Genomic DNA, 23,850 nt, shown 5'->3' with positions numbered 1-23,850 from the left:
ATGAGGGTAAGATTGAGTTTCTATCCAGTTTGAAATGAAAATTAGGCTTTTGATTTTCCTGATGATTGTTAGTTCTCTATTTGGATATTTGGAATGGGGAGGAGGTAATCATTCCTTTTTGTTCCAGGTGGAAGGAGAATTTGCGGCCAAATTGTTTGTTGACCCCAAATCTGTGCTTCACCCATTGACAGTTTTTCCCATAATAGGGCAAATCCTTTTGCTGATCACTGTTTTTCAGGCTAAACCCAATAGAATCCTCATTTATATAGGAATAGCAGGATTGGGATTATTAATAGGGTTTATGTGCTTTGTTGGATTAATAGGGTTAAACATGAAGATTGTTTTTTCAACTATTCCATTTCTAGTTTTGGCAATAATCACAATAAGAGCAGTAAAAAATAGTATCGAGAGGGAAGTAAAGTGAGCATAAAGCGCTTGATGGAGGCTATTTTCACATTTTGCTCAGAAATCAAGGCCTTGGCTTTGCTCATCAAATCAATCCCTTTTACCTTTAGCAGGTAGTATTACCACCTAATATTTTCTTTAGTATTTATTCCAAAACCCTATGATCCAAAAATATTTTTGGTTGATTCTGGTGGCATTAATGGTCACTATTGGAGCGGAAGCTCAGAATACCTTACATCCAACATCTTCTGAATACGAATACCCAACTGATCCCAAAGTGGCTGAGAAGCTGGAACATTGGCGAGATCAAAAATTCGGGATTTTGATTCACTGGGGCATTTATGCAGTGCCGGGAATCGTCGAGTCATGGAGCATTGTCAATGAAGATTGGATCAACAGAAAAGATACAACTCAGAGCTATGAGGATTATAAAGATTGGTATTGGGGACTAAATGAGAAATTTAACCCACAAGGATTTGACCCCAGCCAGTGGGCGGATGCTGCTGCCAAAGCAGGAATGAAATATGTGGTTTTTACCACCAAGCATCATGATGGCTTCAATATGTTTGATACCCAGTTTACGGATTATAAAATCACCAATGGGCCCTTTGCAAATCATCCCAAAGCAGATGTGGCTAAATATGTTTTTGATGCCTTTAGAGAAAAGGATATGATGATTGGAGCCTATTATTCTAAACCAGATTGGCATTCTCAATATTACTGGTGGGATTATCGAGCTACTCCTGATAGAAATGTCAATTATGACATCCGTAAGCACCCTTGGAGATGGAATCAATATGTTCAGTTTACGCATAATCAATTGAATGAAATCACCAGCAATTATGGGGATATTGATATCCTTTGGTTGGATGGGGGATGGGTTAGACCCAAATCCACAGTAAATGAAGAGGTCTTGAGCTGGGGTGCACCAATCCCTGAATTCAGTCAGGAAATCGATATGCCTAAAGTGGCTAAGATGGCAAGGGAAAATCAAGAGGGAATATTAATTGTGGATCGTACGGTTCATGGTCCATTTGAAAATTATAGAACTCCTGAGCAAGGTATTCCATCGGAGATGTCTTCCGATCCATGGGAAAGTTGCATCACTTTAGGTGGTGCTTGGGGGTATGTTCCAAATGATAAATTTAAACCTTCCAGAAAAGTCATTCACCTGTTGATAGAGATAGTGGCAAAAGGAGGAAACTTATTATTGGGTGTGGGACCCACCGCAGATGGAGTGTTCTTACCTGAGCAGGTTTCTAGATTGGAAGAAATTGGAGCTTGGATGGAAGTGAATGGAGAGGGAATTTATAATACCCGAGCGATTCAGGATTTTAAAGATGAAAAACTCTATTTTACAAAAGGGAAGGAAAAAGAAATGTATGCTTTATTGCCTCTAGAAGAAGGAGAAGAACTTAGCGAAACAATTTCTTGGACCAAAAATGCTCCCAAAGAAGGGAGCAAGATCACGATTTTGGGAGAAAATAAATCCCTTCGATGGAAAACTGAAGATGGCAAGACCTTGGTTTCAATTCCCAAAAGTCTGCAGAAAAAGCTCTCAGGAGCACCAGCAATTGTCTTAAAATTTGAAGGCAATTGATTGGGTATTACCATTTGAAATAATTTTGAGTAGTCAGCCAGGTTAATTTGGCTGACTATTTTTTTATCTTGATCCTTGATTTCATTCTTCTTTGTTTTTCAAAATCTTGTTTTCAGATGAACCCAAAAGTTGATTTCTTTTTCGAAAAACCTTCCCAGTGGCAGCAGGAGTATTTGCTTTTAAGATCTATTATTCTTGATTCTGAATTGATCGAGGAATTAAAATGGGGTGTTCCTTGCTACACTTTTCGTGGAAGCAATGTGGTCTTGATTCATGGTTTTAAGGATTATTGTGCCATCCTATTTCACAAAGGTGCCCTTCTAAAAGATCATGAAGGAATTTTGATTCAACAAACAGAAAATGTCCAGGCGGCTAGACAAATGAGGTTCACAGAATTGAAGGAAATTCAAGTACTAAAAGCGACCATCAAAGCATATGTTTTTGAAGCGATTGAGGTGGAAAAAGCAGGGCTAAAAGTTGAATTAAAGAAAACCTCAGAATTCCCAATGCCAGAGGAATTCAAATCTATACTAGAGGTAGATTCCGAATTGAAAAAAGCATTTGAAAGCCTGACTCCCGGAAGGCAACGAGGTTACATGCTTTATTTTTCACAAGCCAAACAATCCAAAACCAGGGAGACAAGAATTGAAAAATATATGCCTAAAATTTTTGAAGGTAAGGGACTAAACGACTAATGGAAATTGAAGAAATCAAATATAATGCCCTTGGACGTAGATCAATATTTAACTGAAGGTTGTGGAAGATGTAATTTGGGAGGTACACCCAACTGCAAAGTTCACTCCTGGACGAAGGAATTGCATCTGCTAAGGCAAATTGTGCTGAGTTCCGGTCTGAAAGAGGAAGTGAAATGGGGAGTTCCAACGTACACCCTGAATGGTAAAAATGTATTGATTATAGCTGCTTTTAAAGATTACTGCTCCATTAATTTTTTTAAAGGATCTTTGCTAAAAGACCCTGAAAGAATATTAGAGAGGCCGGGAGAAAACACGCAATTTTCAAGGTCATTAAAATTCAAAAGTGTTTCTGAAATTACGGAATTGGATCAAACCATTAGAGAGTATCTTTTTGAATCAATTGAAGTGGAGAAAGCGGGGATAGAGCCAGAGAAGAAAGATAAACCACAAATGATGATTCCAGAGGAACTACAAATGAAATTGGATGAAGATCCAGGTTTTAAAGAGGCCTTTGAGAGTCTTACGCCAGGAAGACAGCGTGGCTATCTCCTTCACTTCACACAGGCAAAACAATCGAAAACCAGGCTTGCTCGAATAGAAAAGTGCATTCCCAAAATTTTGATGGGTAAAGGACTGCAGGAACCTATATAAACTTTAAAATTCAGGTTTGATACTTCGAGTTCTTTTGCCTGTTCATTTTTTAAGAATTACCGATACTCCATAATATTTCCGATTTTGTTGTTCCTTAAAATGTGTTTTTAAAATGAGAAAGATTATTGTTTTGTTAGTCACTTTTATTTGGGCAACAAACTTGATGGCCCAAGAAGAAAGTGTGACGCTCAAATGGTGGAACCCAGAATCCAGCGAGGTGCCTGTAATAAGTGGCCAAGCCTGGAGTGAGGAGCTTCCTTCAATTTACCATAGGTTGCCGGCGAGAGCCGAGGAGAATGTGAGAGATGCCGTATGGAATTTGTCAAAGCAGGCAGCAGGTTTATCGATACGATTTTGGACTAACTCGGAAACTATTGAGGTAAAATATGCCGTGTCTGGTGGAGTTTCTTTTCCCCATATGCCTGCCACTGGCAAAAGTGGTCTGGATCTATATAGTAAATCCTATGATGGAGATTGGCAAAGGAGCTGGGGGAAATACTCGATTGGATCCGAGTCAAATTACAAGTTTGTAATCGATGAGGATTCTCAAAAATACCATCAGTATGGAAGAGAATATCAATTGTTTTTACCGCTTTATAATGAAGTGACCCAGTTAGAAATAGGAGTGGGTGAGGATGCCATTTTCAAAATACTTCCTTTAAAGAATGAGAAGCCAATCGTTGCCTATGGAACCTCCATTTGCCAAGGAGCCTGTGCTTCAAGACCTGGGATGGCTTGGACAAATATTTTAGAAAGGAAACTAGAGAGGCCTGTATTGAATCTGGGTTTTTCTGGAAATGGAAAAATGGAGCCTGAAATCATTGACCTATTGACGGAGATAGATGCCAAGCTTTACATTTTGGATTGCTTGCCCAATTTAAGTCCAGAAAATGATGATGTCTACCAACTTACCTTAGATGCTGTTCATCAGCTAAAAGAAAAACGGCCCAACACTCCCATCATATTGACAGAACATGTGGGATATGCGGATGCTACGACCAACATGAAAAATCATGTTCATGTTAAAAGCCTAAATGAACAATATGAGAAAGCTTTCCTAAAACTGAAGTCAGAAGGTATTTCTGGAATCTTTCTTTTAGAAAAGGAAGACTTGGGACTTGGGTATGATTCATTTGTGGATATTATCCATCCCAATGATTTGGGGATGCTGGAGTATGCGGATGCCTATGAAAAGTTGATTCGAGAGGTTTTAAATGAACCTCTGGGTAATCTCTCGACGACGATTCCCATGAGTCAAAGCCGTGATATTGCGGTTTATAATTGGGTGGAGAGGCATCAGCGAATTTTGGAGATGAATCAAGAAAAAGCTCCTGAAATCTTAATTTTTGGAAACTCAATTGTGAATTTCTGGGGTGGTGAGCCGGCTATTAAAAACGTCAATGGACCGACTAGTTGGAAAGAATTATTTGAACCTCTGGGAGTGAGAAATTATGGCTATGGATGGGATCGAATAGAAAATGTGCTTTGGAGAGTATATCACGATGAATTAGATGGGTTTGAGGCAAAGCAAATCGTTTTGATGATAGGAACGAATAATATTCACCTTAATAGCCATGAGGAAATTTTGGAGGGCTTAGAAAATCTGATTCAAGCAATTCAGGATAGACAGGCTAAAAGCGAAATTCTTATGGTAGGATTACTTCCGAGAAGGGGAATGGAGGCTGAAATCGCTTCCTTGAACCTTAAAATTTCTCAAATGGTTTATTTAGCTAATGTTGAATATAAGGACCTAGGGAAAGGATTGTTGAAAGTGGATGGAACGTTAAATGAAAACCTGTTTTCTGATGGTTTACATCCCAACGAAGAGGGATATCGAATCATCGGAGAAGAGCTTTTACCGGAATTGAAAAAATAAAAAATACGTACTATTAAAAGCCTCCCGAAGTTGCTTCCTTTTCTCAACTTCGGGAGGGGTTCGTTGTGTTATTTAGAGTTTGTCAAATAGCGAGAATTTTTAGGAAACAATTCCTTGACAGCTGCTACCGGCACCCGCAGTACAACCATAGCAATGTTGGCTAATAGCAATTTCTCTGTTTTGAAGTATTGCCTCCTGATAATCCGAGATATGTTTGATTTTACTATTCACAGGTAAATCCAACATTTGATTGAAATCACAATCATATAAGCTTCCATCCCAACCCACAGAAAGTGTGTTGGTGCACATGACATTGGACACAGTAGCAGGATTAAATGCCTCTACTAAGCTGTACATATAATCTTCGTAATTATCTGTGGCAACCAAGTAATCCAAAAACCTGCTGATCGGTAGGTTCGTGATAGCAAAAAGCTCATTGAATTCAATTCCGAAATCTTTTCTAAGAGCAGATTTGAAGTCAGCTTCTAAGGATTTTTGGTCGGCTGGCAGAAATGCTCCCGATGGATTGTAAACCAAATCAAGTTTCAAAGGGCTGTTTTCCATTCCATAACCTAACTCATTTAAAATTCTCAAAGCTTCAATTGATTGTTGGAACACCCCATTTCCACGTTGGGAATCAGTTTTTCCCTGAGTCCAGTGAGGCATAGAGCTGACCACATGGATACCATGTTTCTTAAAGAATTCAGGGAGATCGTAATATTTTTTGTTCGACCTCATGATTGTAAGATTGGAGCGAACGATAAAATCTTTGACTCCAATTTTACTAGCTTCCTCTACAAACCATCTGAAATTTGGGTTCATTTCCGGTGCTCCCCCTGTCAGATCAAGAGTGTGTGCAGTGGTGTTTTTTAACACTTCCAAGCACTGCTCCATGGTTTCCCGAGTCATTATTTCTTTGCGGTCAGGCCCCGCATCCACATGGCAATGCTTGCAAACCTGATTGCACATGTACCCTACATTGATTTGAAGGATTTCTAAGTTTTTAGCACGAAGAGGAAACTGCCCGGATTCAGAAATCTTTTGCTTAAAAGTTGGCAAATGACCCTCTGAAAATAACTCGTTGGATAGAATTTTTAATTGTTTCTGTCCATCTGCAAGCTCACTATTTCTACGTTTTAAAGACTTAATCATAAATTACATTTCCAATTTGTTCACTTTATTCATCATTTGAACCCCATGTACTAAGGAGGCTCCACCTCGAATAGCTCCGGCTACATGAAGAGCTTCCATCATTTCTACTTTAGTGATTCCCCGTGTCAATCCATCACCGGTATAGGCATCGATGCAATAAGGGCACTGAATTGTGTGTGCTACCGCAAGAGCTATTAATGATTTCTCTCTTGCACTCAATTCTCCCTCTTCAAAAACACTGTTGTAATAATCGAAAAACTTGTTCCCCAACTCTTCATTCCATTCACTGATTTTTCCGAATTTTTTTAAGTCTGCTGGATCGTAATACGTTTTTTGCATGATGTAGGATTGCTTGTTTTTGTTAAGATATTTTATTCTTTTTTATCTCACTTGGAGAACTTGAGTTTAATGGGGTTTTGTCTTTTGAATGACAATCTATTCATAGGGCAAAGCCACAATGGGAATCTATATTTACTATTAAAGGTTCACGTTTAACCATAACTTACGAGAAAACTTGATGAATGGACTTTGGTTTATTTATTTAACCAAGACGAGTATCGGATTCATTTTTCCAATAGATTTGCTACAAACCAAGTTGTAAGTTTTTTCATGCCACATATTCGTAAAGCAGTTTTTGAGGAAGATAAGCATGAGGTTTGGGAAATTTTCTCAAAGGTGATTCAGTTGGGAGATACCTACGTTTTTGAACCTGACACACCGAAGGAAAAATTAGAAGGTTATTGGTTTGCATCCTATATGGATAGTTTTGTGTTGGTCGATGAATATGGAGTAGTTCTGGCTACCTATATCATCAAACCCAACCAGATAGGTTTAGGGGATCATATTGCCAATGCCAGTTATATGGTACATCCAGATCATCAGGGTAAAGGCTTTGGGGCCATGTTGTGTGAGCACTCAATCTCTTTTGCCACGGAAAAAGGGTTTAAAGGGATTCAGTTTAATATTGTAGTGAGTACCAACAAGCCTGCGGTCCATCTATGGGAGAAGTTTGGGTTCAATATTATAGGAACAACACCCGGAGGATTTCGACACCGCAAATTGGGTAGGGTCGATACTTATATCATGTTTAAGGATATTTCAGATAATTTGTGAAAACGAGTTTATACAATTTTAGATTAAAAGAAATAGTATGCTAAACTGTCAAAAAGAGCTTTTCAGTCTAAAGCCAGAGGTACATTATTTAAACAATGCCTACAGGGCGCCCTTGCTCAAAAGTTCTGAAGAAGCGGGTATTCAATCCCTGATCAACCAAAGGAATCCTTTTCAATTGAAGCCAGATGATTTTTTTGACGGGGTTGTAGAGGTTAGAAGATCCTTTGCCCAATTGGTGAATTGCCAGGCAAGTGAAGTAGCAGTAGTGCCATCAACTTCCTATGGATTTACATCAGTATTGAATAACATAAAAGCGGGTAACAGGAAGAAGGCGGTTGTGGTGAAAGATGAGTTCCCGAGTGGTTATTTTGCGATGGAAAGGTGGACGAGAGAGAATCAGGCAGAGTTACAAACCATTGACCCTGATTCTCAGCAAAAGCAGAAAGGGGAAAGTTGGAATCAACGGCTCATAGAGGCTATTGATGAAAAGACTGCCGTAGTTTTAATCAGTTCGATCCACTGGATGAGCGGAGTGAAGTTTGATTTAAAAGCTATTGGTGAAAAGTGTCATCAAGTAGGGGCTTATTTTATCGTGGATGGCACCCAATCAGTAGGAGCTCTACCAATGGATGTTGATAAATATCGTATTGATGCGTTGGTTTGTGCTGCTTACAAATGGCTATTGGGACCCTATTCTCTCGCCTTGGCCTACATAGGAGAAAAGTTTGCCAATGGGATTCCACTGGAGGAGTCTTGGATGAATCGAGTAAATGCAAGGGATTTTGGCTCTCTATCAGATTACTCAGATCAATATGAGCCCGGAGCTGGTAGGTTTAATGTGGGGGAAACCAGCAATTTCATCATGATGCCTATGCTCAAAGCAAGTTTAAGCCAATTATTGGAATGGAGACCCGAACAAATTCAGGCATATGCAAAAAATCTTAATCAGCCTTTAAGAGATTTTATTCTGGCAAATGGAGGAATGGTAGAAAAAGATGAATTTCTTGCTTACCATCTGATTTGCCCTGTTTTGCCCGAAAATGTGGTTTTGAGTTCATTGAAGAAAAGCTTGGACGAGCATCAAATTTACCTTTCTGCCAGAGGCGAAAATCTTCGGGTTTCGGTTAATGTTTTTAATACAGAGAAAAATATTGAGAGTTTGATTGAAGCGATTAAGAAAGAAATATTGTAGAAAAACAGAAATAAGTATTGCTATAAGCTGTTTTTAGAATTTTTATTTTTAGATAATCCATTTTTATAATTGGATTCTTATTGATTTTTTTAAAAGTAATAATTATCCGTATTTTTCGTGTTATGAAAAATATAGTGTTAAGTATATTTATTGTTTCCCTGTTAGCATTTTCTCAGGTATTTGCTCAAAATCAAGAAACAACCAAGAAAATTCCAATTCAGGTAAATGGTGTATTTCCTCACATATCTGTTGTGGGCCCATCGGATAAAAATAGAAGTGAAAGTGGGATAGGGGCATTGATCCCGTGGGCTGATAAGCTATGGATGATTGGGTATGTTGCGCATATTCAAGGTTCAGGTATTGGATTATATCAAATTTCTGAAGATATGTCCATGCAAAAGCACCCTGAAAGCATTACTGGGACATTTGCTAACCGTATGATTCATAACCCATCTGAGCAGGCGATTATAGGCCCTCATTTTATTGATAGTGAAGGAGAGGTCAGGACTAGTCTAGAGCTATCCAAACATAGACTGGCGGCTACAATGGAGCATTTAATTGATCCGACAAACAAAGTCTATTTTCTTACCATGGAAGGGTTGTTTTTCGAATGTGATGTAAACACACTTGAAGTTAAAGAGCTTTTTAATTTGTATAATGAGTTAGAAATTCCAAAAACAGGGTACGTGCATTTTAAAGATGGACATACTGGAAATGGAAGGGTGGTGGTAGCTAATAACTCTTATGATGAGCGTGATTTTCTAGAAGAATCATTTGCTGGAAGACTAGCTGAATGGGATGGAAAAAGTGAAAAATGGACTATTCTAGAACGAACAGCTTTCATAGGTGTAGGAGGAAAGAATAGCTCTAATTTTGCAGGTAAATCCATTTATGGTAACCCTATTTTTGCAATTGGCTGGGATAAGAAGTCTGTAATTTTAAAGGCCTATAATGATCGATCCAAAGAATGGAAAAGATACAGGATGCCAAAAGGAAGTCACTCATTTGACCATGCATGGAATACGGAGTGGATGCGGATCAGAGAAGTTCAAACAGAAAGATTCATAATGGATGCACATGGAATTTTTTATGAATTACCAATGATGACCTATGGGGGCTTTGTTTGGGGAATAAAGCCGATTTCTTATCACCTCAGAATTGTTCCTGATTTTGTTTTTTGGAGGGGAATGTTCGTGATGGCAGGTGATCAAACTGATCATGGAGTGGGACAACCTCAATCTGGATTATTGTTCCAAAATATAGATGACCTATGGAATTATGGAAAACCTTCTGGAATTGGGGCAGTTTGGCAAAATGAAGAGGTGGATGCAGGAACTGTTTCAGATCCGTATCTTATGAATGGTTTCGATAAAAAAATGATTCATTTTAAAAATGAAGGAACAGTTCCAGTCTCGATTACAATAGAAGTAGATTTCTTGGGGAATGAAGAGTGGTCGGAGTATAAAATGATCCAAGTAAAACCGGGAGAATATGTGCCTTACATTTTTCCGGTCGGTTACTCAGCTCATTGGGTCAGGTTAAAATCCGATGCAAGTACAAAGCTGACAGCTCAATTTGTTTACAATTGACTTAAAACACTATTCCTAAATTCTTCTTTTATTAGTAGATTAAGGTTTACTTTTTAAGAAAAGCATGGAGAAAAGGACCTGTTTAAATTGTGGCGAGCCGATTAGAGGAAGGGTTGATAAGAAGTTTTGTGATGATTCCTGTAGAAATACGTACAATAATCAACAAAATGCCATTACGACGAATTTGATTCGAAATATCAATTATACTCTCAAAAGGAATAGGAACATCCTAGAAGGTATGATTCCAAAAGGGGAGAACCTAGCCAAAGCACCAAGAGATAAATTGGTGCAGGCCGGCTTTAGTTTTAAATACAATACGCATATTTATACTAATAAAAAAGGAAACCAATACCACTACTGTTATGACTATGGTTATTTAGAGCTTGAAGGAAATTGGTTTTTAATTGTCAAAGGGAAAGAGTCATAAAAAAATAGAAATCATGAAAAAAAGGGTGACTGGAATCGGAGGTGTGTTTTTTAAAGTCAAAGATCCTGCGAAGACGAAGGATTGGTATCAAAAACATTTAGGCCTAGAAACAGATGCCTATGGGTCCACATTTGAATGGAGAAGCTCGGAAAATCCAGAGCAAAAAGGCTTTACTCAATGGTCTCCAATGAAGGACGATACTACTTATTTCAAACCTTCAGAAAAGGATTTTATGCTGAATTATTGTGTGGAAAATCTTGAGGAGTTAGTAGTGGAATTAAAAAAGGAGGGAGTAACTATTCTCGATGAAATTGAGACTTTTGACTATGGTAAATTTGTTCATATTTTAGACCCGGATGGTCATAGTATCGAGCTTTGGGAGCCAGTTAACAAGGTTTATAATGAGATGGTAGAAGGAAGGACGAAAACTTAATTATGGAAATACAACATCAGTTTGACGGGAAGAAAGGTTGGTTTTATTTAGAACAAGGAGGAAAGCAGGTTGCTGAAATGGTTTATGTCATGGCAGGCCCCAAGAAATTGATCATCGAACATACTGAGGTAGATGAGTCATTGAAAGGACAAGGAATAGGAGCTCAACTCTTGGAAGCACTGGTGGACTATGTAAGAAAAGAAGAGATCAAAGTATTGCCACTCTGCCCGTTTGCAAAAGCAACCTTTCAGAAAAGAAAGGAATTACAAGATGTATTGGTCTAGCTTGTTAAATAAATGATTATAGTCAAGATAATTCCTCCGATACAAAGCATTCTAAAAATCCATTTTCTTCTTTGATCACTTTGGTATTTCCGATCTATTCTAAATTGTATTGCTTGATCTAGATTTTTTTGATCAACCAAATCCATTTTTTTCTTATAATCATATTGACTTGAAGCACTTGATTTGGGACGGATTTTTCCCAAATTTCGATTGTCTTTCATCGAATGATTTCCTGACATACTAAACCCAGCTCCTCCTGTCATATTTTTGAATTAATAATTTAATATATGCTTTCTATTCAAATAGAGCAACACATTTCTTTAGAGGAATTTATTGAAGTGTTAGAAAAATCAACGCTCGCCAAAAGACGACCCATGGAAGATAGAACGCTTCTAGAGCAGATGGTGAGCGGAGCAAATCTCTGGGTTACCGCAAGAGATGATAAGGGGAATCTTATTGGTTTTATGAGGGGGATCTCTGATTATTGTTATCGCACTTTTGTAGCTGATTTGGCGGTCAAGAAATCTCATCAAAGACAGGGGATCGGTAGAGAATTGCTTTTGAAAGCAAGAGAAATTGCCCCAACTGCACGATTGATATTGTTTTCTGCAGAGGATGCCGAGGCCTTTTATCAGAAATTAGGCTTTCACTTACATGAGCGATGTTATCAGTTGAAGGTTGGTGAGCCTATGTCCTGATTTTTTGTTAAACTGCTTCATAATTAAACCATTTCAACCAATAAATATTTAAAAATCATGAAAATCAGATTTCTACTGGTTTTGTTTTTGGTTTCGACCTTTGCGATAGCTCAGGAAAAAACCGAAACAAAAACAGATATAATCCCCGAAGGACAAGTTTTCGACTCGAAGCAGTCCGTAACGATTGATGGTAAAACCATTAACCTAAACGCAAAAGCTGGAACTTTCCAATTGAAAGATGAACAGAATAAGCCTATCGCCCTTTTTGGGTTTACAGCGTATTTTAAAGAGAACCCTGAAAAAGACCGTCCGATAATATTTTCTTATAACGGAGGTCCTGGATCATCTTCCTATTGGCTTCATATGGGGATTATGGGTCCCAAAAGAATTGTAGTTGATGACCCTAACTATAATCAGGCTGGGCCATACGAATTGGCAAATAATGAATATTCTATCCTGGACGTAGCGGATGTGGTGATGATGGATCCTGTAGGTACAGGGCTTAGCGTTCCGATTGGAGACGCTACAGGAAAAGACTTTTGGGGTGTAGATCAGGATATCCGGAGCGTCAGCTTGTTTATCATGCAGTTTTTGAAGGAGTATGATCGCTTAAATTCTCCAAAATACATTTTGGGAGAAAGCTATGGTACTTTCAGAAATGCTGGGGTAATGAGCTATTTATTGAACCAAGGCTATGCCTTGAACGGTGTAATCATGGTTTCCTCTGTTTTTGACCTGAGAACTTTGTTTTTCGTACCAAACGAGGATATATCTAATATCGCTTACTTACCTACGGTAGCAGTAACGGCAAGATATCATGACAAAATCACCAATAAGGGATCGGATATAGAATCCTTTGTTCAGGAAGTTAGAGATTTTACTGAAAATGAATATGCCCCGGCATTATTCAAGGGAAATACCATTTCCGATGCAGATAAAAATTCTATTGCTCAGAAATTAGAAGGTTATACTGGTATTGATGCTGAGGTTTGGTTAAGAGCTGGTCTGAAGATGGATGCCGGAGAAACATTCCAGGAATTATTGAGAGATGAAGGCATGACTGTGGGAAGACTCGATTCTAGATATAAAGGGATTAATCTTGATCCTATGTCCATGTCTGCCTTTACTGACCCGCAAAGTGATGCAATTTCACCTGCTTATACCAGTTTATTTCTTGACTACTTTCATGGTGCCTTAGGAGTAAGCAAGGACTTATTGTATGCACCTTCAGCTTACAGCAAGGATGGGTTTAAATGGGATTGGTCTCATAGAGGTAATCAGTATTGGGGTACAACAGGCGCGATCACGACTTTGCCAGATATGGCTGATGCCCTTAGTAAGGATCCTAATATGAAAGTGTTGATTATGAATGGATATTATGATTTGGCAACTGTGTTTTATGGGGTTGAGCATTCTATTTCACACTTAGGTTTACCAAAATCTGCTTCAGATAGAATCAAGATGACTTATTATGAAGCGGGCCATATGATGTATACCCATTTACCTTCAGCCGAGAAATTCAGGACTGATTTAAAAGAATTTATTCAAGATACTTTAAGAAAATAATTTATGGAATCCAGCAATCTTTCAGTTTTTAGAGCTTTTCAAGTGATTGGAAAATTAGTGTTTGGTTGCTGGATTTTATTTTTTTCCTCTTGTGCCGATGCACAGGAACCAAATTCCAATAGTTCCCTATATTACCCGCCCACAGAATCTTCAATTTGGGAGGAAACTAATTTTCAAACTCTGGGATGGGATGGGACTGCCTTAGCGGAATTATTATCTTGGTTGCCTACTCAAGATACTCGCGCGTTTATTATTCTTAAGGACGGAAAGATTGTTGTGGAGGAGTATTGGGGAAATAAGCTTACGGGCTTGGGGCCAATGGATCAGAATTCATTTTGGTATTGGGCTTCCGCAGGAAAAACCTTGACTGCAAGTTTGATTGGCTTAGCTGAGGATGAAAAATTATTGTCCTTAAAAGACCGAACGCAAGAGTATTTGGGGAAAGGGTGGACATCCATGCCGAACAGCGAGGAGCGTGATATTCGAATTCGCCATCACCTTAGCATGACTACTGGCTTGGATGATCAAGTTGCTTACCCAGAAAAAACCAACCAGGAAAACCTTGTTTTCAAAGCTGAGGCAGGAGAGCGATGGGCCTATCATAATGCTCCCTATACCTTGCTAGATCAAGTAATTACCAATGCATCCGGCATGAGTTATCAGACTTTTTTTAAAGAGAGGCTGGGGAATAAGATTGGTATGAAAGGGATGTGGCAGAAAACAGGAGATAATAATGTTTTTTATAGTGATGCAAGGTCTATGGCTAGGTTTGGCTTACTGCTACTGGCAAATGGAAAATGGGACAATGAACAAATAGGGGATAGAGATTTTTTTGAAGACCTTCATCAAAGTTCGCAGGATTTAAACCCAAGCTATGGTTACCTCACCTGGTTGAATGGCAAAAATTCTTACATGGTCCCTCAAAGTCAACAGGTGTTGCCTGGAAGTTTGGTGCCGCAGGCACCTGCAGACATGTATCAGGCTATGGGAAAGAATGGACAGTTTGTAATGGTTGTCCCATCGCAGAATTTAGTGATTGTGAGAATGGGCGGGGCTCCAGGCGATTTGCCTGTTCCATTTTTACTCATCAGACAGATTTGGGATCGTCTTGGTCCTGTATTGGATTAAATTATTCCTTGATCCTATATTTTGATAATTGCATATGGATCTTATCCAAAGTGAGGGGTTTTTCTAAAAATCCTGAAACGACAGGGTATCCTTTTGCCTTTTGTCTGTCCTGAAAATCGATGGAACTAGAAAGGATAACAATTTTATCTTTTCTGTTTGGATGCTGCTCCATGTAGGCTTCCAGAAACTCCCAACCATTCATTACAGGCATATTTATATCTAAAAAAATCAATAGGGTTTTATCCAAAGGTTCCTCATTCAGTCGCTCTATGGCAAACTGACCTTCTAAAAATTCTTGAATTCTCTCAGTTATCTCCACTTTACTCAATAACCGTTTGTTTATTAGGTTATTGATAGGATCGTCATCCACGAGAAAAATGGCGTCAAAGTGAATCATTTAACGATTTTGATATCTAGTTGGGGCAATAAAGTACAAAATACAATTATTCCCTTGCCTTAAAAAAGTATTTTAGTGGTTTTTTGCCTTAAATAAATACGATGCCTAGTTATCAGGCAAATAAAAAAGGAGGCCTAAGGACCTCCTTTTAAAATTTTTGAATAGTTGGAATTACATCATTCCGCCCATTCCTCCGCCGCCACCCATTGGAGGCATAGCTGGAGCATCTTCTTTCACGTCTGCTACTACACATTCAGTGGTCAATAGCAATGCAGCGATAGAAGCAGCATTTTCAAGTGCTAGTCTTGTTACTTTAGTTGGGTCAATTACACCCACTTTGAACAAGTCTTCATATTTGTCAGTACGAGCATTGTAACCGTAGTTACCTTTGTTTTCTCTGATCTTGTTGATCACGACAGAAGGCTCACCACCAGCATTCAATACGATAGTTCTCAATGGAGATTCGATCGCTTGTCTGATAATGTTGATACCAGTATCCTCGTCTTCGTTTAGGCCTTTAAGATCAACCAAAGCTTCGCTAGCTCTGACCAATGCAACACCACCACCTACAACAACGCCTTCTTGAACGGCAGCTCTAGTTGCGTGAAGTGCATCATCTACACGGTCTTTCTTTTCTTTCATTTCTACTTCAGTTGCAGCTCCGATATAAAGGATAGCTACACCGCCAGAAAGCTTAGCAAGTCTTTCTTGAAGTTTTTCTCTGTCGTAGTCAGAAGTAGTTTTGTCGATCTGAGCTTTGATTTCAGATACTCTTCCTTTGATTGCTGTAGCATCACCAGATCCATTAACAATAGTAGTATTGTCTTTGTCAATGTTGATTTTTTCAGCTCTACCAAGCATGTCAGTAGTAGCGTTCTCTAGCTTGAAGCCTCTCTCTTCAGAGATTACAGTTCCGCCAGTAAGGATCGCGATGTCTTCCAACATAGCTTTTCTTCTGTCACCGAAACCAGGAGCTTTCACAGCAGCAACTTTCAGAGCACCTCTGATTTTATTTACTACCAAAGTAGCCAATGCTTCACCATCCACATCTTCAGAGATGATTACCAATGGTTTTCCAGACTGAGCTACTGGCTCAAGTACAGGAAGCAATTCCTTCATAGAAGAAATCTTCTTGTCGTAAATCAAGATGTATGGCTGCTCTAATTCAGCTTCCATTTTCTCTGTGTTAGTCACGAAGTAAGGAGAAAGGTATCCTCTGTCAAACTGCATACCTTCTACAGTTTTAACTTCAGTTTCAGTACCTTTTGCTTCTTCTACAGTGATTACACCATCTTTTCCTACTTTATCCATGGCGTTAGAAATCATGGTTCCGATTTCTTCGTCATTGTTTGCAGAAACAGTCGCTACTTGAGCGATTTCCTTAGAAGTAGAGATTTCTTTTGAGTTAGCTCTTAAAGAAGCTACAACAGCAGTAACTGCTTTGTCGATTCCTCTTTTAAGATCCATTGGATTAGCACCAGCGGCAACGTTCTTAATACCTACGTTGAAGATAGACTGTGCTAGGACAGTAGCAGTAGTAGTACCATCACCTGCATTGTCTGCAGTTTTGGAAGCCACCTCTTTTACAAGTTGAGCTCCCATGTTTTCGATAGGCTCTTCTAATTCGATTTCTTTAGCTACAGAAACACCATCTTTAGTGATAGTAGGTGCACCGAATTTTTTATCAAGGATCACATTACGTCCCTTTGGTCCCAATGTTACTTTTACTGCATCGGCAAGAGCGTCAACACCTTTTTTCAGGCGGTCTCTAGCATCTGTGTCGAAAAATAGTTCCTTAGACATATTTCTTTGATTTTTTGGTTTACGATTAAGTGATTACTTACAGAATGGCGAAAATGTCAGATTCTCTCATGATGAGGTAATCTCCGCCGTCCACATTTAGCTCAGTACCGGAGTATTTTCCGTAAAGTACGGTGTCTCCAACTTGTACAGTCAAGGGCTCATCTTTTTTACCATTCCCCACTGCTACGACAGTACCTTTTTGTGGCTTTTCTTTGGCAGTGTCCGGGATATAAAGTCCGGAAGCGGTTTTTTCTTCCGCTGCAGCTGGTTGTACTAAAACCCGATCTGCAAGAGGTTTGATGTTCACGTTTGACATATAATTTATTTGTTTAAATGTTAGATTAAAATGCATATGCCTAATAGCACTTCTTATGCCAAGAAAGGATTTGTCAAAAAGGCTGACAAATCGACTGTTAATGTCAGGTCATAGCGCATATTGAGTCGTTTTTTTTCAATTTTTTGTCTGTCAATTTTTCCAAACATGACAAAACTTATGTCAGATTTTATTAATTTTTGGTAAACCTATTTCCTATGAAGACACTTCCTAAAAACTGGATTGCCGAAGGGCTGATTGATTTTGAATACAAAAAGTATCAATTACTCTCTTATTTGCAGTCTACAGACCAACAGTTTGATGCCTCCAAGCTTTACCCTGTCTTGGGAGAGCTCATAGATCATCATAGAAATCTCGACGATCTTAAAAAAGGGAAATCCAACTTGAAAAACTTATTTCCCAAGGCATTGACCGGAATTGACTTTGAAAAGGGGAAACTCAATTATGCAGCGAAAGAACCCGAAGGAGATTTGATGCAGGAAATAGCCAATATCACAGATTTTGCACTGCCCATGCTCGCCAATCAAATCCAAAAAGGGAAGGAAATCTACCAATATGTGGAAACTCAGATTGCTTTTGAGCCCGTTGGGATTATGCCCATTTATACCAAAGAGGGTTTTCTGCTTCTCTCAAAAGAATATTCCAATGAGATACTAGCTTTCCGCTACCAGTCCAATCTATTGCAAATGGCAGGGGAGAGGTTTAGAAGTATTCGGATGTGGTTGGTAGGTGTTTTTCAGAAAACAATAATCAACACGCTCGAGAAAATTAAATTGCAGTTAATTAAAGATATCCAGGAGCTGCCAAATCCAGCCACCTGGAGACTACATTGCCATCATGATTTCCCCTTAGAAGAAACTTTGCTTCCTGTCAGTAAACGATTGCTACTGCAGCATGTATCTAATTCTGATGCCTAATTACTTTTCCTGAACCTCCAATGACAAGAGCTCTTCCCTGATCAAGGAATCAGAAGCTGCTTTCTTTTCAGATTCGGCCTTTTCCCTGTTGGCAATGATTTCTGCACCTGGCTTATCAAATAGGATTTTCCATGCCTCTTTGAAGCTATTTGCTTTTCTAAGGTCTTTGAAGATGTCATTCCACTCGTGGAATACCAGGTATATAGGACTGTAGGAAGTTACAGGCTTGGTTATCCCGTAAGTAGGTCTTTCTGCCTCGGGCATAAAAGTGCCAAACATCCTGTCCCAAATAATAAACGTTGAACCGTAATTTTTATCAAGGTAATGCGCGTCGCTGCCATGATGTACTCGATGGTGGGATGGAGTAGTGAAAATAAATTCAATAGGCTTAGGTAGCTTCTTGATGTATTCTGTGTGGATCCAAAATTGATAAAGAACAGCAATTTGATGGCAGATGAAAAAGACAAATGGGTTGAAGCCCATAAACATCACTGGGAAGAAGAAGATGACTTTGATGTGCTGTGTCCATCCCAAACGAAAAGAGACAGATAAATTGTACTTTGAGCTATTGTGATGCGTAATGTGTGTCGCCCACCAAAAACGTTGCTCATGAGCAATTCTATGTGCCCAATACCTGGCGAAATCGATCGCAATAAAGCAAAGGATAAAAGACCACCAAGTCACAGGGATCGTAAATGGAGAAATATTGTAAAAGAACAGAGCTGAACCGAAAGTGGCCACTTTAATCAAAGCAGAGATCCCTACGTTAACCAAGCCGATAGTGGATGCTGCAAAAAAGTCTTTGGTATTGTAGGTGTCTTTTTTTTGGTAAGCGCTGATGCCCCATTCTATAAAAACTAAAAGGAACATGATTGGTGCTGCCCATAGTATTAGGTTGGGCCAATTCTCGATATGAAGATCCTCGAGACGAATAGGTTTTGAGTACATAGAGGTGAATTGGATGGTAAAAAGAATTCCGATAGCTCAAAATCAAATCAAGGCGACCAGAATTTTGGTGACTACTAGATTGGAAAATACCAGTTCAAACTTAGACAAACAAAAAAAGTCTGCCCTTTTAGAGCAGACTTTAACAAATGTTTTGTTTTTCTTACTTATTCACCCCCAGAAGTGGTGTCCTCGCTAGTAGCAGGAGTAGTTTCTGTTGGAAGAACGCTTTCGTCATTTCCAAACGTAGGCGATACGGTTTGTTGCTTCGCGCTTTCAATGTTAGGGGAAGAAAATTGGTTTGGCTGACTTCCTGAATAGAAAGCAGAAGTTGCTAATGAAAGTACCAAGATAGATACTGCCAAAACCCAAGTTGCTTTTTCAAGAACGTTTCCGGTACGGGTAACTCCCATGATTTGGGAAGCACTACCACCGAAAGCTGCTCCAACTCCACCTTTGGAGTTTTGACCTAGGATGACCAAGATTAGCAATACTGCTAAAATCAGTATAATGGTGATTAATAAAGTAAACATATAATTAGGATTATTCTTTCAGTTTTTCAATCAAGTCCGCAAAGTAAGACCTTTTATCCGGAAATTTCAACATCAATTTCTCATAAATTTGCTTTGCTTTCGGCTTTTTGCCTTGGGAGACAAGTAATTTTGCAAAAGATTCTGAGATCAAGTTGTCATTAATCTTGGTGCTTTTTTCAGCAAGGTTCTCTGTGTTTTGATTGGCTTCGATTTCTTTTATCGTCGCCATTTTGATTGACTTCTTGCTAAAAGCTTTGATCAAATCAATTTGTTCTTTCTTTTTAGCATCTACGATCGTCTTTTTCTCTTTCTTTTTGATCGTTTCGATTAAGTCATCTTTTGGAGCTCTTCTCTTTCTTCGAACCGGCTTTGGTTTTTCCTCTGCAGGCTTTTCAGCGGGTGATGGAGTGCCTTTTAGGTCATTACCAAGTTTTACCAAGGACTGTGTCCTTAAGTTAGGGTCTTTATTTCCTTTCGCTTCCTCTGGAAGCAAATCTTCTTTTTCTCCTGATTTTAGAGCCTCTTTAGCAACGCTAGGCTTTTTCTCGATCAACTCCTTTAGCCAGATTCTATCGGGACTAGTGATCGCTGCAAAACCAAGAGCTTCTCCGTGTTTCTCCTGATTTTTTAGATAATCAAAACGGGCAGTTAAAACATGAGGTATCTGGAAATACGGAAAATTTTCCTGAATCTTTTTAAGTGCTAGAATATCACTTTTTTCAGGAAATTCTGATTTCTTAATAATTTCTATAAACTGCGCTGCGTTCACTCTTTTTGCTTTTGGGCTTTTAATATAGGGAATTTACCAGTTTGCTACCGTGGCTGTAAAGACATCTTGAATAATATTTTCAAATATTTCTTCAACCAGTTGATTTTCTACATCTAATAAGGTCGTGGTTCTAGGGTCATAATCCTTAAAAAACGAAAATGTCCTTCTTAAATTTTCCTCTTCATTTTTCAGGTTTAGGTATTCCACTTCTACGGCTATGGTAAGCCTCATTTGACCTGCACGATCAGGTAAGTTAGGATTGGAACTAGATACCGCAGATTGTGGTGTGAGGGAATACCTATTGATAGCTCCCGCAAACTGTAAGTCACCATTCGATCTGACGAGTTCCAGTTGTGTATTTCTCTGGTAGTATTCTTTCAATGATTCAGTAAATAGCTGCTGCATATTTGCAGGCCCGCCTCCAGAATCATTAAAAAAGTTTTCTACGGAAAAAGACTGTACCTCCTCGTAATTGATGGTAGTTCCTGTGAAGCTATAATTGACCGAGCAACCTGATAGACTCAGAGTCAAAAACGCTCCCAAAAGGAGTTGTAGATACGTTTTATTGATCAATTTCATATTGTTTGATCTTCCTGTAGAGTGTTCGTTCGGAGATTCCTAGGTCGCTTGCAGCATATTTTCTTTTGTTATTATGCTTGCGCAAAGCTTTAAGGATCATTTCCTTTTCTTTTTTCTCCAAAGAAAGTGAATTATCATCTTCCTCATGGAAAATATCTTCTATTCCTTCATCTTCATACTCCTCCGAAGGCTCGTTGTTCTTCTGGGGAGAGATGACCAAAGGTACTGAGTAATTGGAAGAAGAATCTGATTTTTCTTTAGGAGTGATCCCGCTATCCATATCTTCAAATAGCCCTTGGTGCTTTTGAATGATACTTTGATTTAATCCTCCGCTCTGATAGCTTTCCAACACGAGTTTCTTGAGATCATTCATGTCTTTTTTCATCTCAAAAAGAACCTTATACAAGATGTCTCTTTCAGAAAAATCCGTTGCCTCTTTACCGGAACTTTGATGACTTAACGCCATCGGGAGTCTGGAATTGTCTGTTGGGAGATATTTTGAAATTGTTTCGCCATTTACCTCACGTGATTCTTCCAGAAGAGAAATTTGCTCCGCTAGGTTTTTAAGCTGACGAATATTCCCAGGGAATGGATATCTCATCAACAGCCTTTGGGCTTCATGATCTAAGGAAATTGGTTTGACATGATATTTTTCAGAAAAGTCCGAAGTGAATTTTCTGAAAAGCAGAACTATATCTTCTCCTCGCTCACGAAGGGGAGGGACGAAAATCGGAACGGTGTTTAATCTATAATATAGATCTTCTCTAAACTTTCCTTTTTCTACCGCATTAAGAAGCTTGACATTGGTGGCAGTGATAACCCGGACATTGGTTTTTTGAACTTTCGACGAGCCAACTTTTATGAATTCACCATTTTCCAAAACTCTCAAAAGTCGAGCTTGGGTGCCAAGTGGCATTTCACCTATTTCATCTAGAAAAATTGATCCGCCATCTGTTACCTCAAAATAGCCTTTTCGAGCTTCATGAGCACCTGTAAATGAGCCTTTTTCATGTCCGAAAAGTTCTGAGTCAATAGTTCCTTCCGGAATGGCTCCACAGTTGATGGCAATGAATTTACCGTGTTTTCTCTTACTGAGTGAGTGGATGATTTTGGAAAAACTTTCCTTACCACTACCACTTTCACCTGTGATAAGCACCGTCATATCTGTTGGAGATGCCTGCATTGCCACTTGAATGGCATGATTTAGCAAAGGGCTATTTCCAATGATTCCAAACCTTTGCTTGACAGTTTGTATTTCCGAATTTGAAATCATGAAAGCGTAGGGTTTACTTCAAGGATGTCTCCAAATAAAGTAGCAGGAGTGCAGTCTTTGATTTTCACCAAGACATAATCTCCTATGCCATAATCACCCGACGGAATGATCACTACTTTATTTGCGGAGTTTCTGCCTCGATATTCTTGATCGGATTTCTTAGAAATTCCTTCAATTAGAATTACTTGCTCTTTTCCGATGTCTAATTTATTTCTTTCGTGAGAGAGTTTGCTTTGCTTGCTGATGATTTCAGCCAATCGCCTCTTTTTGACTTCGAGCGGAATGTCATCTTCATACTTCTTTGCTGCCAAGGTGCCAGGTCTTTCGGAATAGAAAAACATGTAAGAGAAATCGTACTTTACGATATCCATCAAGGTCAAAGTGTCTTGATGTTCTTCCTCAGTTTCGGAGCAAAACCCTGCAATCATATCCGAGGAAATTCCACATTCGTCACCCAAAATGTTACGAATTGATTCCACTCGATTGAGATACCATTCCCTGTCATAAGTTCTATTCATTAAATCTAGAACACGGCTGTTTCCACTCTGAACAGGTAGGTGAATGTATTTACAGATGTTGTCATACTTCTTCATCGTATAAAGAACCTCATCCGTGATGTCCTTTGGATGTGAAGTGGAGAATCGAACTCTTAGAGTAGGAGAAACTTGCGCTACCATCTCTAAAAGGTTTGCGAAATTAATTACCGAACTAACAGCCTCCTCTTTTTTATTAAGCCTTGCTTTGTTGTTTTCTTCTGGCGACCATTTGTAGCTATCTACATTTTGTCCTAAAAGAGTCACTTCCTTGTACCCTTTGGCGTAAAGATCTTGAGCTTCTGCTACGATAGAATGTGGATCACGGCTTCTTTCCCTTCCTCTGGTAAATGGGACTACACAGAAGGAGCACATATTGTCACAGCCTCTCATGATAGAAATGAAAGCTGTAACTCCATTAGAATTTAATCTTACTGGAGCAATGTCTGCATACGTTTCTTCTCTTGATAAAAAGGTGTTGACTCCTTTGTTTCCGTCTTCAGCTGAGGAAACCAAGTTGGGAAGGTCTCTATATGCATCTGGCCCAACAACCACATCAACAATCTTCTCTTCTTCCAGAAGCTTGTCTTTTAGCCTCTCAGCCATGCATCCCAAAACTCCAATGGTCATTTCAGGCTTATTTCTTTTGGCTTTATTGAAGTCGGTAAGTCGTTTCCTGACAGTTAACTCTGCCTTTTCTCTAATAGAGCAAGTATTTAGGAAAATCACATCAGCCTGATTGAAATCAGAGGTGGTGTCAAATCCATTTTCCTTCATGATGGAAGCCACAATTTCAGAATCAGAAAAATTCATCTGACAGCCATAACTTTCAATATATAATTTTCGGGATTTACCCGTATTCTCATCTACGGTAGTTTTGAAGTCGCATGCTTGTGCCTCTTCTCCAGAGATGATATCAATGTCTTTAATTAAATTATCCATGTATAGAAATACTTTC

General features: G+C 38.9%; 27 protein-coding genes. 15 read left to right on the top strand and 12 right to left on the bottom strand.

Annotation, left to right across the window (positions count from 1 at the left end; all coding sequences use genetic code 11):
• Positions 1-34: 34 nt before the first annotated feature.
• The 5 genes from ALPR1_RS14125 to ALPR1_RS14105 all read left to right on the top strand — a co-directional run bounded on the left by ALPR1_RS14125 (position 35) and on the right by ALPR1_RS14105 (position 5,227).
• Positions 35-424, top strand: a complete 390-nt coding sequence (locus ALPR1_RS14125; RefSeq protein WP_008201670.1) for a hypothetical protein — start codon at positions 35-37, stop codon at positions 422-424.
• Between the two features lie 141 nt (positions 425-565).
• The gene (locus ALPR1_RS14120; RefSeq protein ID WP_008201669.1) at positions 566-2,005 is read left to right on the top strand and encodes an alpha-L-fucosidase; all 1,440 of its coding nucleotides are present in this window, start codon (positions 566-568) and stop codon (positions 2,003-2,005) included.
• A 116-nt stretch (positions 2,006-2,121) separates the two neighbouring features.
• The gene (locus tag ALPR1_RS14115; protein ID WP_008201668.1) at positions 2,122-2,700 is read left to right on the top strand and encodes a YdeI/OmpD-associated family protein; all 579 of its coding nucleotides are present in this window, start codon (positions 2,122-2,124) and stop codon (positions 2,698-2,700) included.
• A gap of 24 nt (positions 2,701-2,724) precedes the next feature.
• Positions 2,725-3,351, top strand: a complete 627-nt coding sequence (locus tag ALPR1_RS14110) for a YdeI/OmpD-associated family protein (RefSeq protein WP_008201667.1) — start codon at positions 2,725-2,727, stop codon at positions 3,349-3,351.
• A 112-nt stretch (positions 3,352-3,463) separates the two neighbouring features.
• A complete protein-coding gene (locus ALPR1_RS14105) occupies positions 3,464-5,227 on the top strand; it encodes an SGNH/GDSL hydrolase family protein (RefSeq protein ID WP_008201666.1) in 1,764 nt (587 codons plus the stop codon).
• Positions 5,228-5,326: 99 nt separating this feature from the next.
• Here ALPR1_RS14105 and arsS read toward each other — a convergent pair whose 3' ends face one another.
• Both arsS and ALPR1_RS14095 read right to left on the bottom strand, forming a co-directional pair.
• Positions 5,327-6,379 (bottom strand): arsenosugar biosynthesis radical SAM (seleno)protein ArsS, encoded by a 1,053-nt coding sequence (gene arsS, locus ALPR1_RS14100; protein WP_008201665.1) that lies wholly within the window; start codon positions 6,377-6,379, stop codon positions 5,327-5,329.
• Between the two features lie 3 nt (positions 6,380-6,382).
• Positions 6,383-6,718 carry an arsenosugar biosynthesis-associated peroxidase-like protein gene (locus ALPR1_RS14095; protein WP_008201664.1) on the bottom strand — a complete coding sequence of 112 codons (336 nt, stop codon included), beginning with the start codon at positions 6,716-6,718 and terminating at the stop codon, positions 6,383-6,385.
• Positions 6,719-6,988: 270 nt separating this feature from the next.
• Between ALPR1_RS14095 and ALPR1_RS14090 the strand changes: the two genes are divergently transcribed.
• The 6 genes from ALPR1_RS14090 to ALPR1_RS14065 all read left to right on the top strand — a co-directional run bounded on the left by ALPR1_RS14090 (position 6,989) and on the right by ALPR1_RS14065 (position 11,417).
• Entirely contained in the window at positions 6,989-7,492 is a 504-nt protein-coding gene (locus tag ALPR1_RS14090; RefSeq protein WP_008201663.1) for a GNAT family N-acetyltransferase, read from the top strand.
• Positions 7,493-7,529: 37 nt separating this feature from the next.
• On the top strand, positions 7,530-8,684 hold the full coding sequence (locus ALPR1_RS14085; protein ID WP_008201661.1) for an aminotransferase class V-fold PLP-dependent enzyme: 1,155 nt from the start codon (positions 7,530-7,532) through the stop codon (positions 8,682-8,684).
• 122 nt (positions 8,685-8,806) lie between these two features.
• Positions 8,807-10,273 (top strand): hypothetical protein, encoded by a 1,467-nt coding sequence (locus ALPR1_RS14080; protein ID WP_008201659.1) that lies wholly within the window; start codon positions 8,807-8,809, stop codon positions 10,271-10,273.
• Between the two features lie 64 nt (positions 10,274-10,337).
• Positions 10,338-10,700, top strand: coding sequence for a DUF2116 family Zn-ribbon domain-containing protein (locus ALPR1_RS14075; RefSeq protein WP_040302856.1), 363 nt, complete (start codon positions 10,338-10,340; stop codon positions 10,698-10,700).
• 13 nt (positions 10,701-10,713) lie between these two features.
• Positions 10,714-11,133 (top strand): VOC family protein, encoded by a 420-nt coding sequence (locus ALPR1_RS14070; RefSeq protein WP_008201656.1) that lies wholly within the window; start codon positions 10,714-10,716, stop codon positions 11,131-11,133.
• Between the two features lie 2 nt (positions 11,134-11,135).
• Entirely contained in the window at positions 11,136-11,417 is a 282-nt protein-coding gene (locus tag ALPR1_RS14065; protein WP_008201655.1) for a GNAT family N-acetyltransferase, read from the top strand.
• Here ALPR1_RS14065 and ALPR1_RS14060 read toward each other — a convergent pair.
• A complete protein-coding gene (locus tag ALPR1_RS14060) occupies positions 11,414-11,680 on the bottom strand; it encodes a hypothetical protein (protein ID WP_040302854.1) in 267 nt (88 codons plus the stop codon). The genes ALPR1_RS14065 and ALPR1_RS14060 overlap by 4 nt on opposite strands.
• Positions 11,681-11,704: 24 nt before the next feature.
• Between ALPR1_RS14060 and ALPR1_RS14055 the strand changes: the two genes are divergently transcribed.
• The 3 genes from ALPR1_RS14055 to ALPR1_RS14045 are packed head-to-tail and all read left to right on the top strand — an operon-like array spanning position 11,705 to position 14,809.
• A complete protein-coding gene (locus ALPR1_RS14055; RefSeq protein WP_008201654.1) occupies positions 11,705-12,115 on the top strand; it encodes a GNAT family N-acetyltransferase in 411 nt (136 codons plus the stop codon).
• 57 nt (positions 12,116-12,172) lie between these two features.
• A complete protein-coding gene (locus ALPR1_RS14050; protein ID WP_008201653.1) occupies positions 12,173-13,681 on the top strand; it encodes a S10 family peptidase in 1,509 nt (502 codons plus the stop codon).
• Positions 13,682-13,684: 3 nt separating this feature from the next.
• Positions 13,685-14,809: a serine hydrolase domain-containing protein gene (locus tag ALPR1_RS14045; protein ID WP_008201652.1), complete on the top strand. Its 1,125-nt coding sequence runs from the start codon at positions 13,685-13,687 to the stop codon at positions 14,807-14,809.
• A gap of 1 nt (position 14,810) precedes the next feature.
• Here the strand turns inward: ALPR1_RS14045 and ALPR1_RS14040 are convergent, their stop codons facing one another.
• The 3 genes from ALPR1_RS14040 to ALPR1_RS14030 form a co-directional block, all read right to left on the bottom strand.
• Entirely contained in the window at positions 14,811-15,206 is a 396-nt protein-coding gene (locus ALPR1_RS14040) for a response regulator (protein WP_008201651.1), read from the bottom strand.
• A gap of 171 nt (positions 15,207-15,377) precedes the next feature.
• Complete coding sequence (gene groL, locus ALPR1_RS14035; protein WP_008201650.1) at positions 15,378-17,009, bottom strand: chaperonin GroEL; 1,632 nt, start codon at positions 17,007-17,009, stop codon at positions 15,378-15,380.
• 37 nt (positions 17,010-17,046) lie between these two features.
• Positions 17,047-17,325: a co-chaperone GroES gene (locus tag ALPR1_RS14030; RefSeq protein WP_008201648.1), complete on the bottom strand. Its 279-nt coding sequence runs from the start codon at positions 17,323-17,325 to the stop codon at positions 17,047-17,049.
• Between the two features lie 215 nt (positions 17,326-17,540).
• On the opposite strand from ALPR1_RS14030, the gene ALPR1_RS14025 reads away from it, so the two are divergent.
• Complete coding sequence (locus ALPR1_RS14025) at positions 17,541-18,260, top strand: hypothetical protein (RefSeq protein WP_008201646.1); 720 nt, start codon at positions 17,541-17,543, stop codon at positions 18,258-18,260.
• Here the strand turns inward: ALPR1_RS14025 and ALPR1_RS14020 are convergent, their stop codons facing one another.
• The 6 genes from ALPR1_RS14020 to miaB form a co-directional block, all read right to left on the bottom strand.
• Entirely contained in the window at positions 18,261-19,208 is a 948-nt protein-coding gene (locus tag ALPR1_RS14020) for a sterol desaturase family protein (protein WP_008201644.1), read from the bottom strand.
• Positions 19,209-19,372: 164 nt separating this feature from the next.
• A complete protein-coding gene (secG, locus tag ALPR1_RS14015) occupies positions 19,373-19,738 on the bottom strand; it encodes a preprotein translocase subunit SecG (RefSeq protein WP_008201643.1) in 366 nt (121 codons plus the stop codon).
• A gap of 10 nt (positions 19,739-19,748) precedes the next feature.
• Positions 19,749-20,507: a hypothetical protein gene (locus ALPR1_RS14010; protein ID WP_008201639.1), complete on the bottom strand. Its 759-nt coding sequence runs from the start codon at positions 20,505-20,507 to the stop codon at positions 19,749-19,751.
• 33 nt (positions 20,508-20,540) lie between these two features.
• Complete coding sequence (gene lptE / locus ALPR1_RS14005; protein WP_008201637.1) at positions 20,541-21,086, bottom strand: LPS assembly lipoprotein LptE; 546 nt, start codon at positions 21,084-21,086, stop codon at positions 20,541-20,543.
• Positions 21,070-22,359 carry a sigma-54-dependent transcriptional regulator gene (locus tag ALPR1_RS14000; RefSeq protein WP_008201635.1) on the bottom strand — a complete coding sequence of 430 codons (1,290 nt, stop codon included), beginning with the start codon at positions 22,357-22,359 and terminating at the stop codon, positions 21,070-21,072. The genes lptE and ALPR1_RS14000 overlap by 17 nt, the downstream gene beginning before the upstream one ends.
• Entirely contained in the window at positions 22,356-23,834 is a 1,479-nt protein-coding gene (miaB, locus tag ALPR1_RS13995) for a tRNA (N6-isopentenyl adenosine(37)-C2)-methylthiotransferase MiaB (protein WP_008201633.1), read from the bottom strand. Before miaB ends, ALPR1_RS14000 begins: the two co-directional genes overlap by 4 nt.
• Positions 23,835-23,850: the final 16 nt, after the last annotated feature.

The organism is Algoriphagus machipongonensis, assembly GCF_000166275.1.
Lineage (GTDB): Bacteria > Bacteroidota > Bacteroidia > Cytophagales > Cyclobacteriaceae > Algoriphagus > Algoriphagus machipongonensis.
The sequence above is the reverse complement of the archived record's forward strand: the minus strand, read 5'-3'. Positions and strand labels throughout refer to the sequence as shown.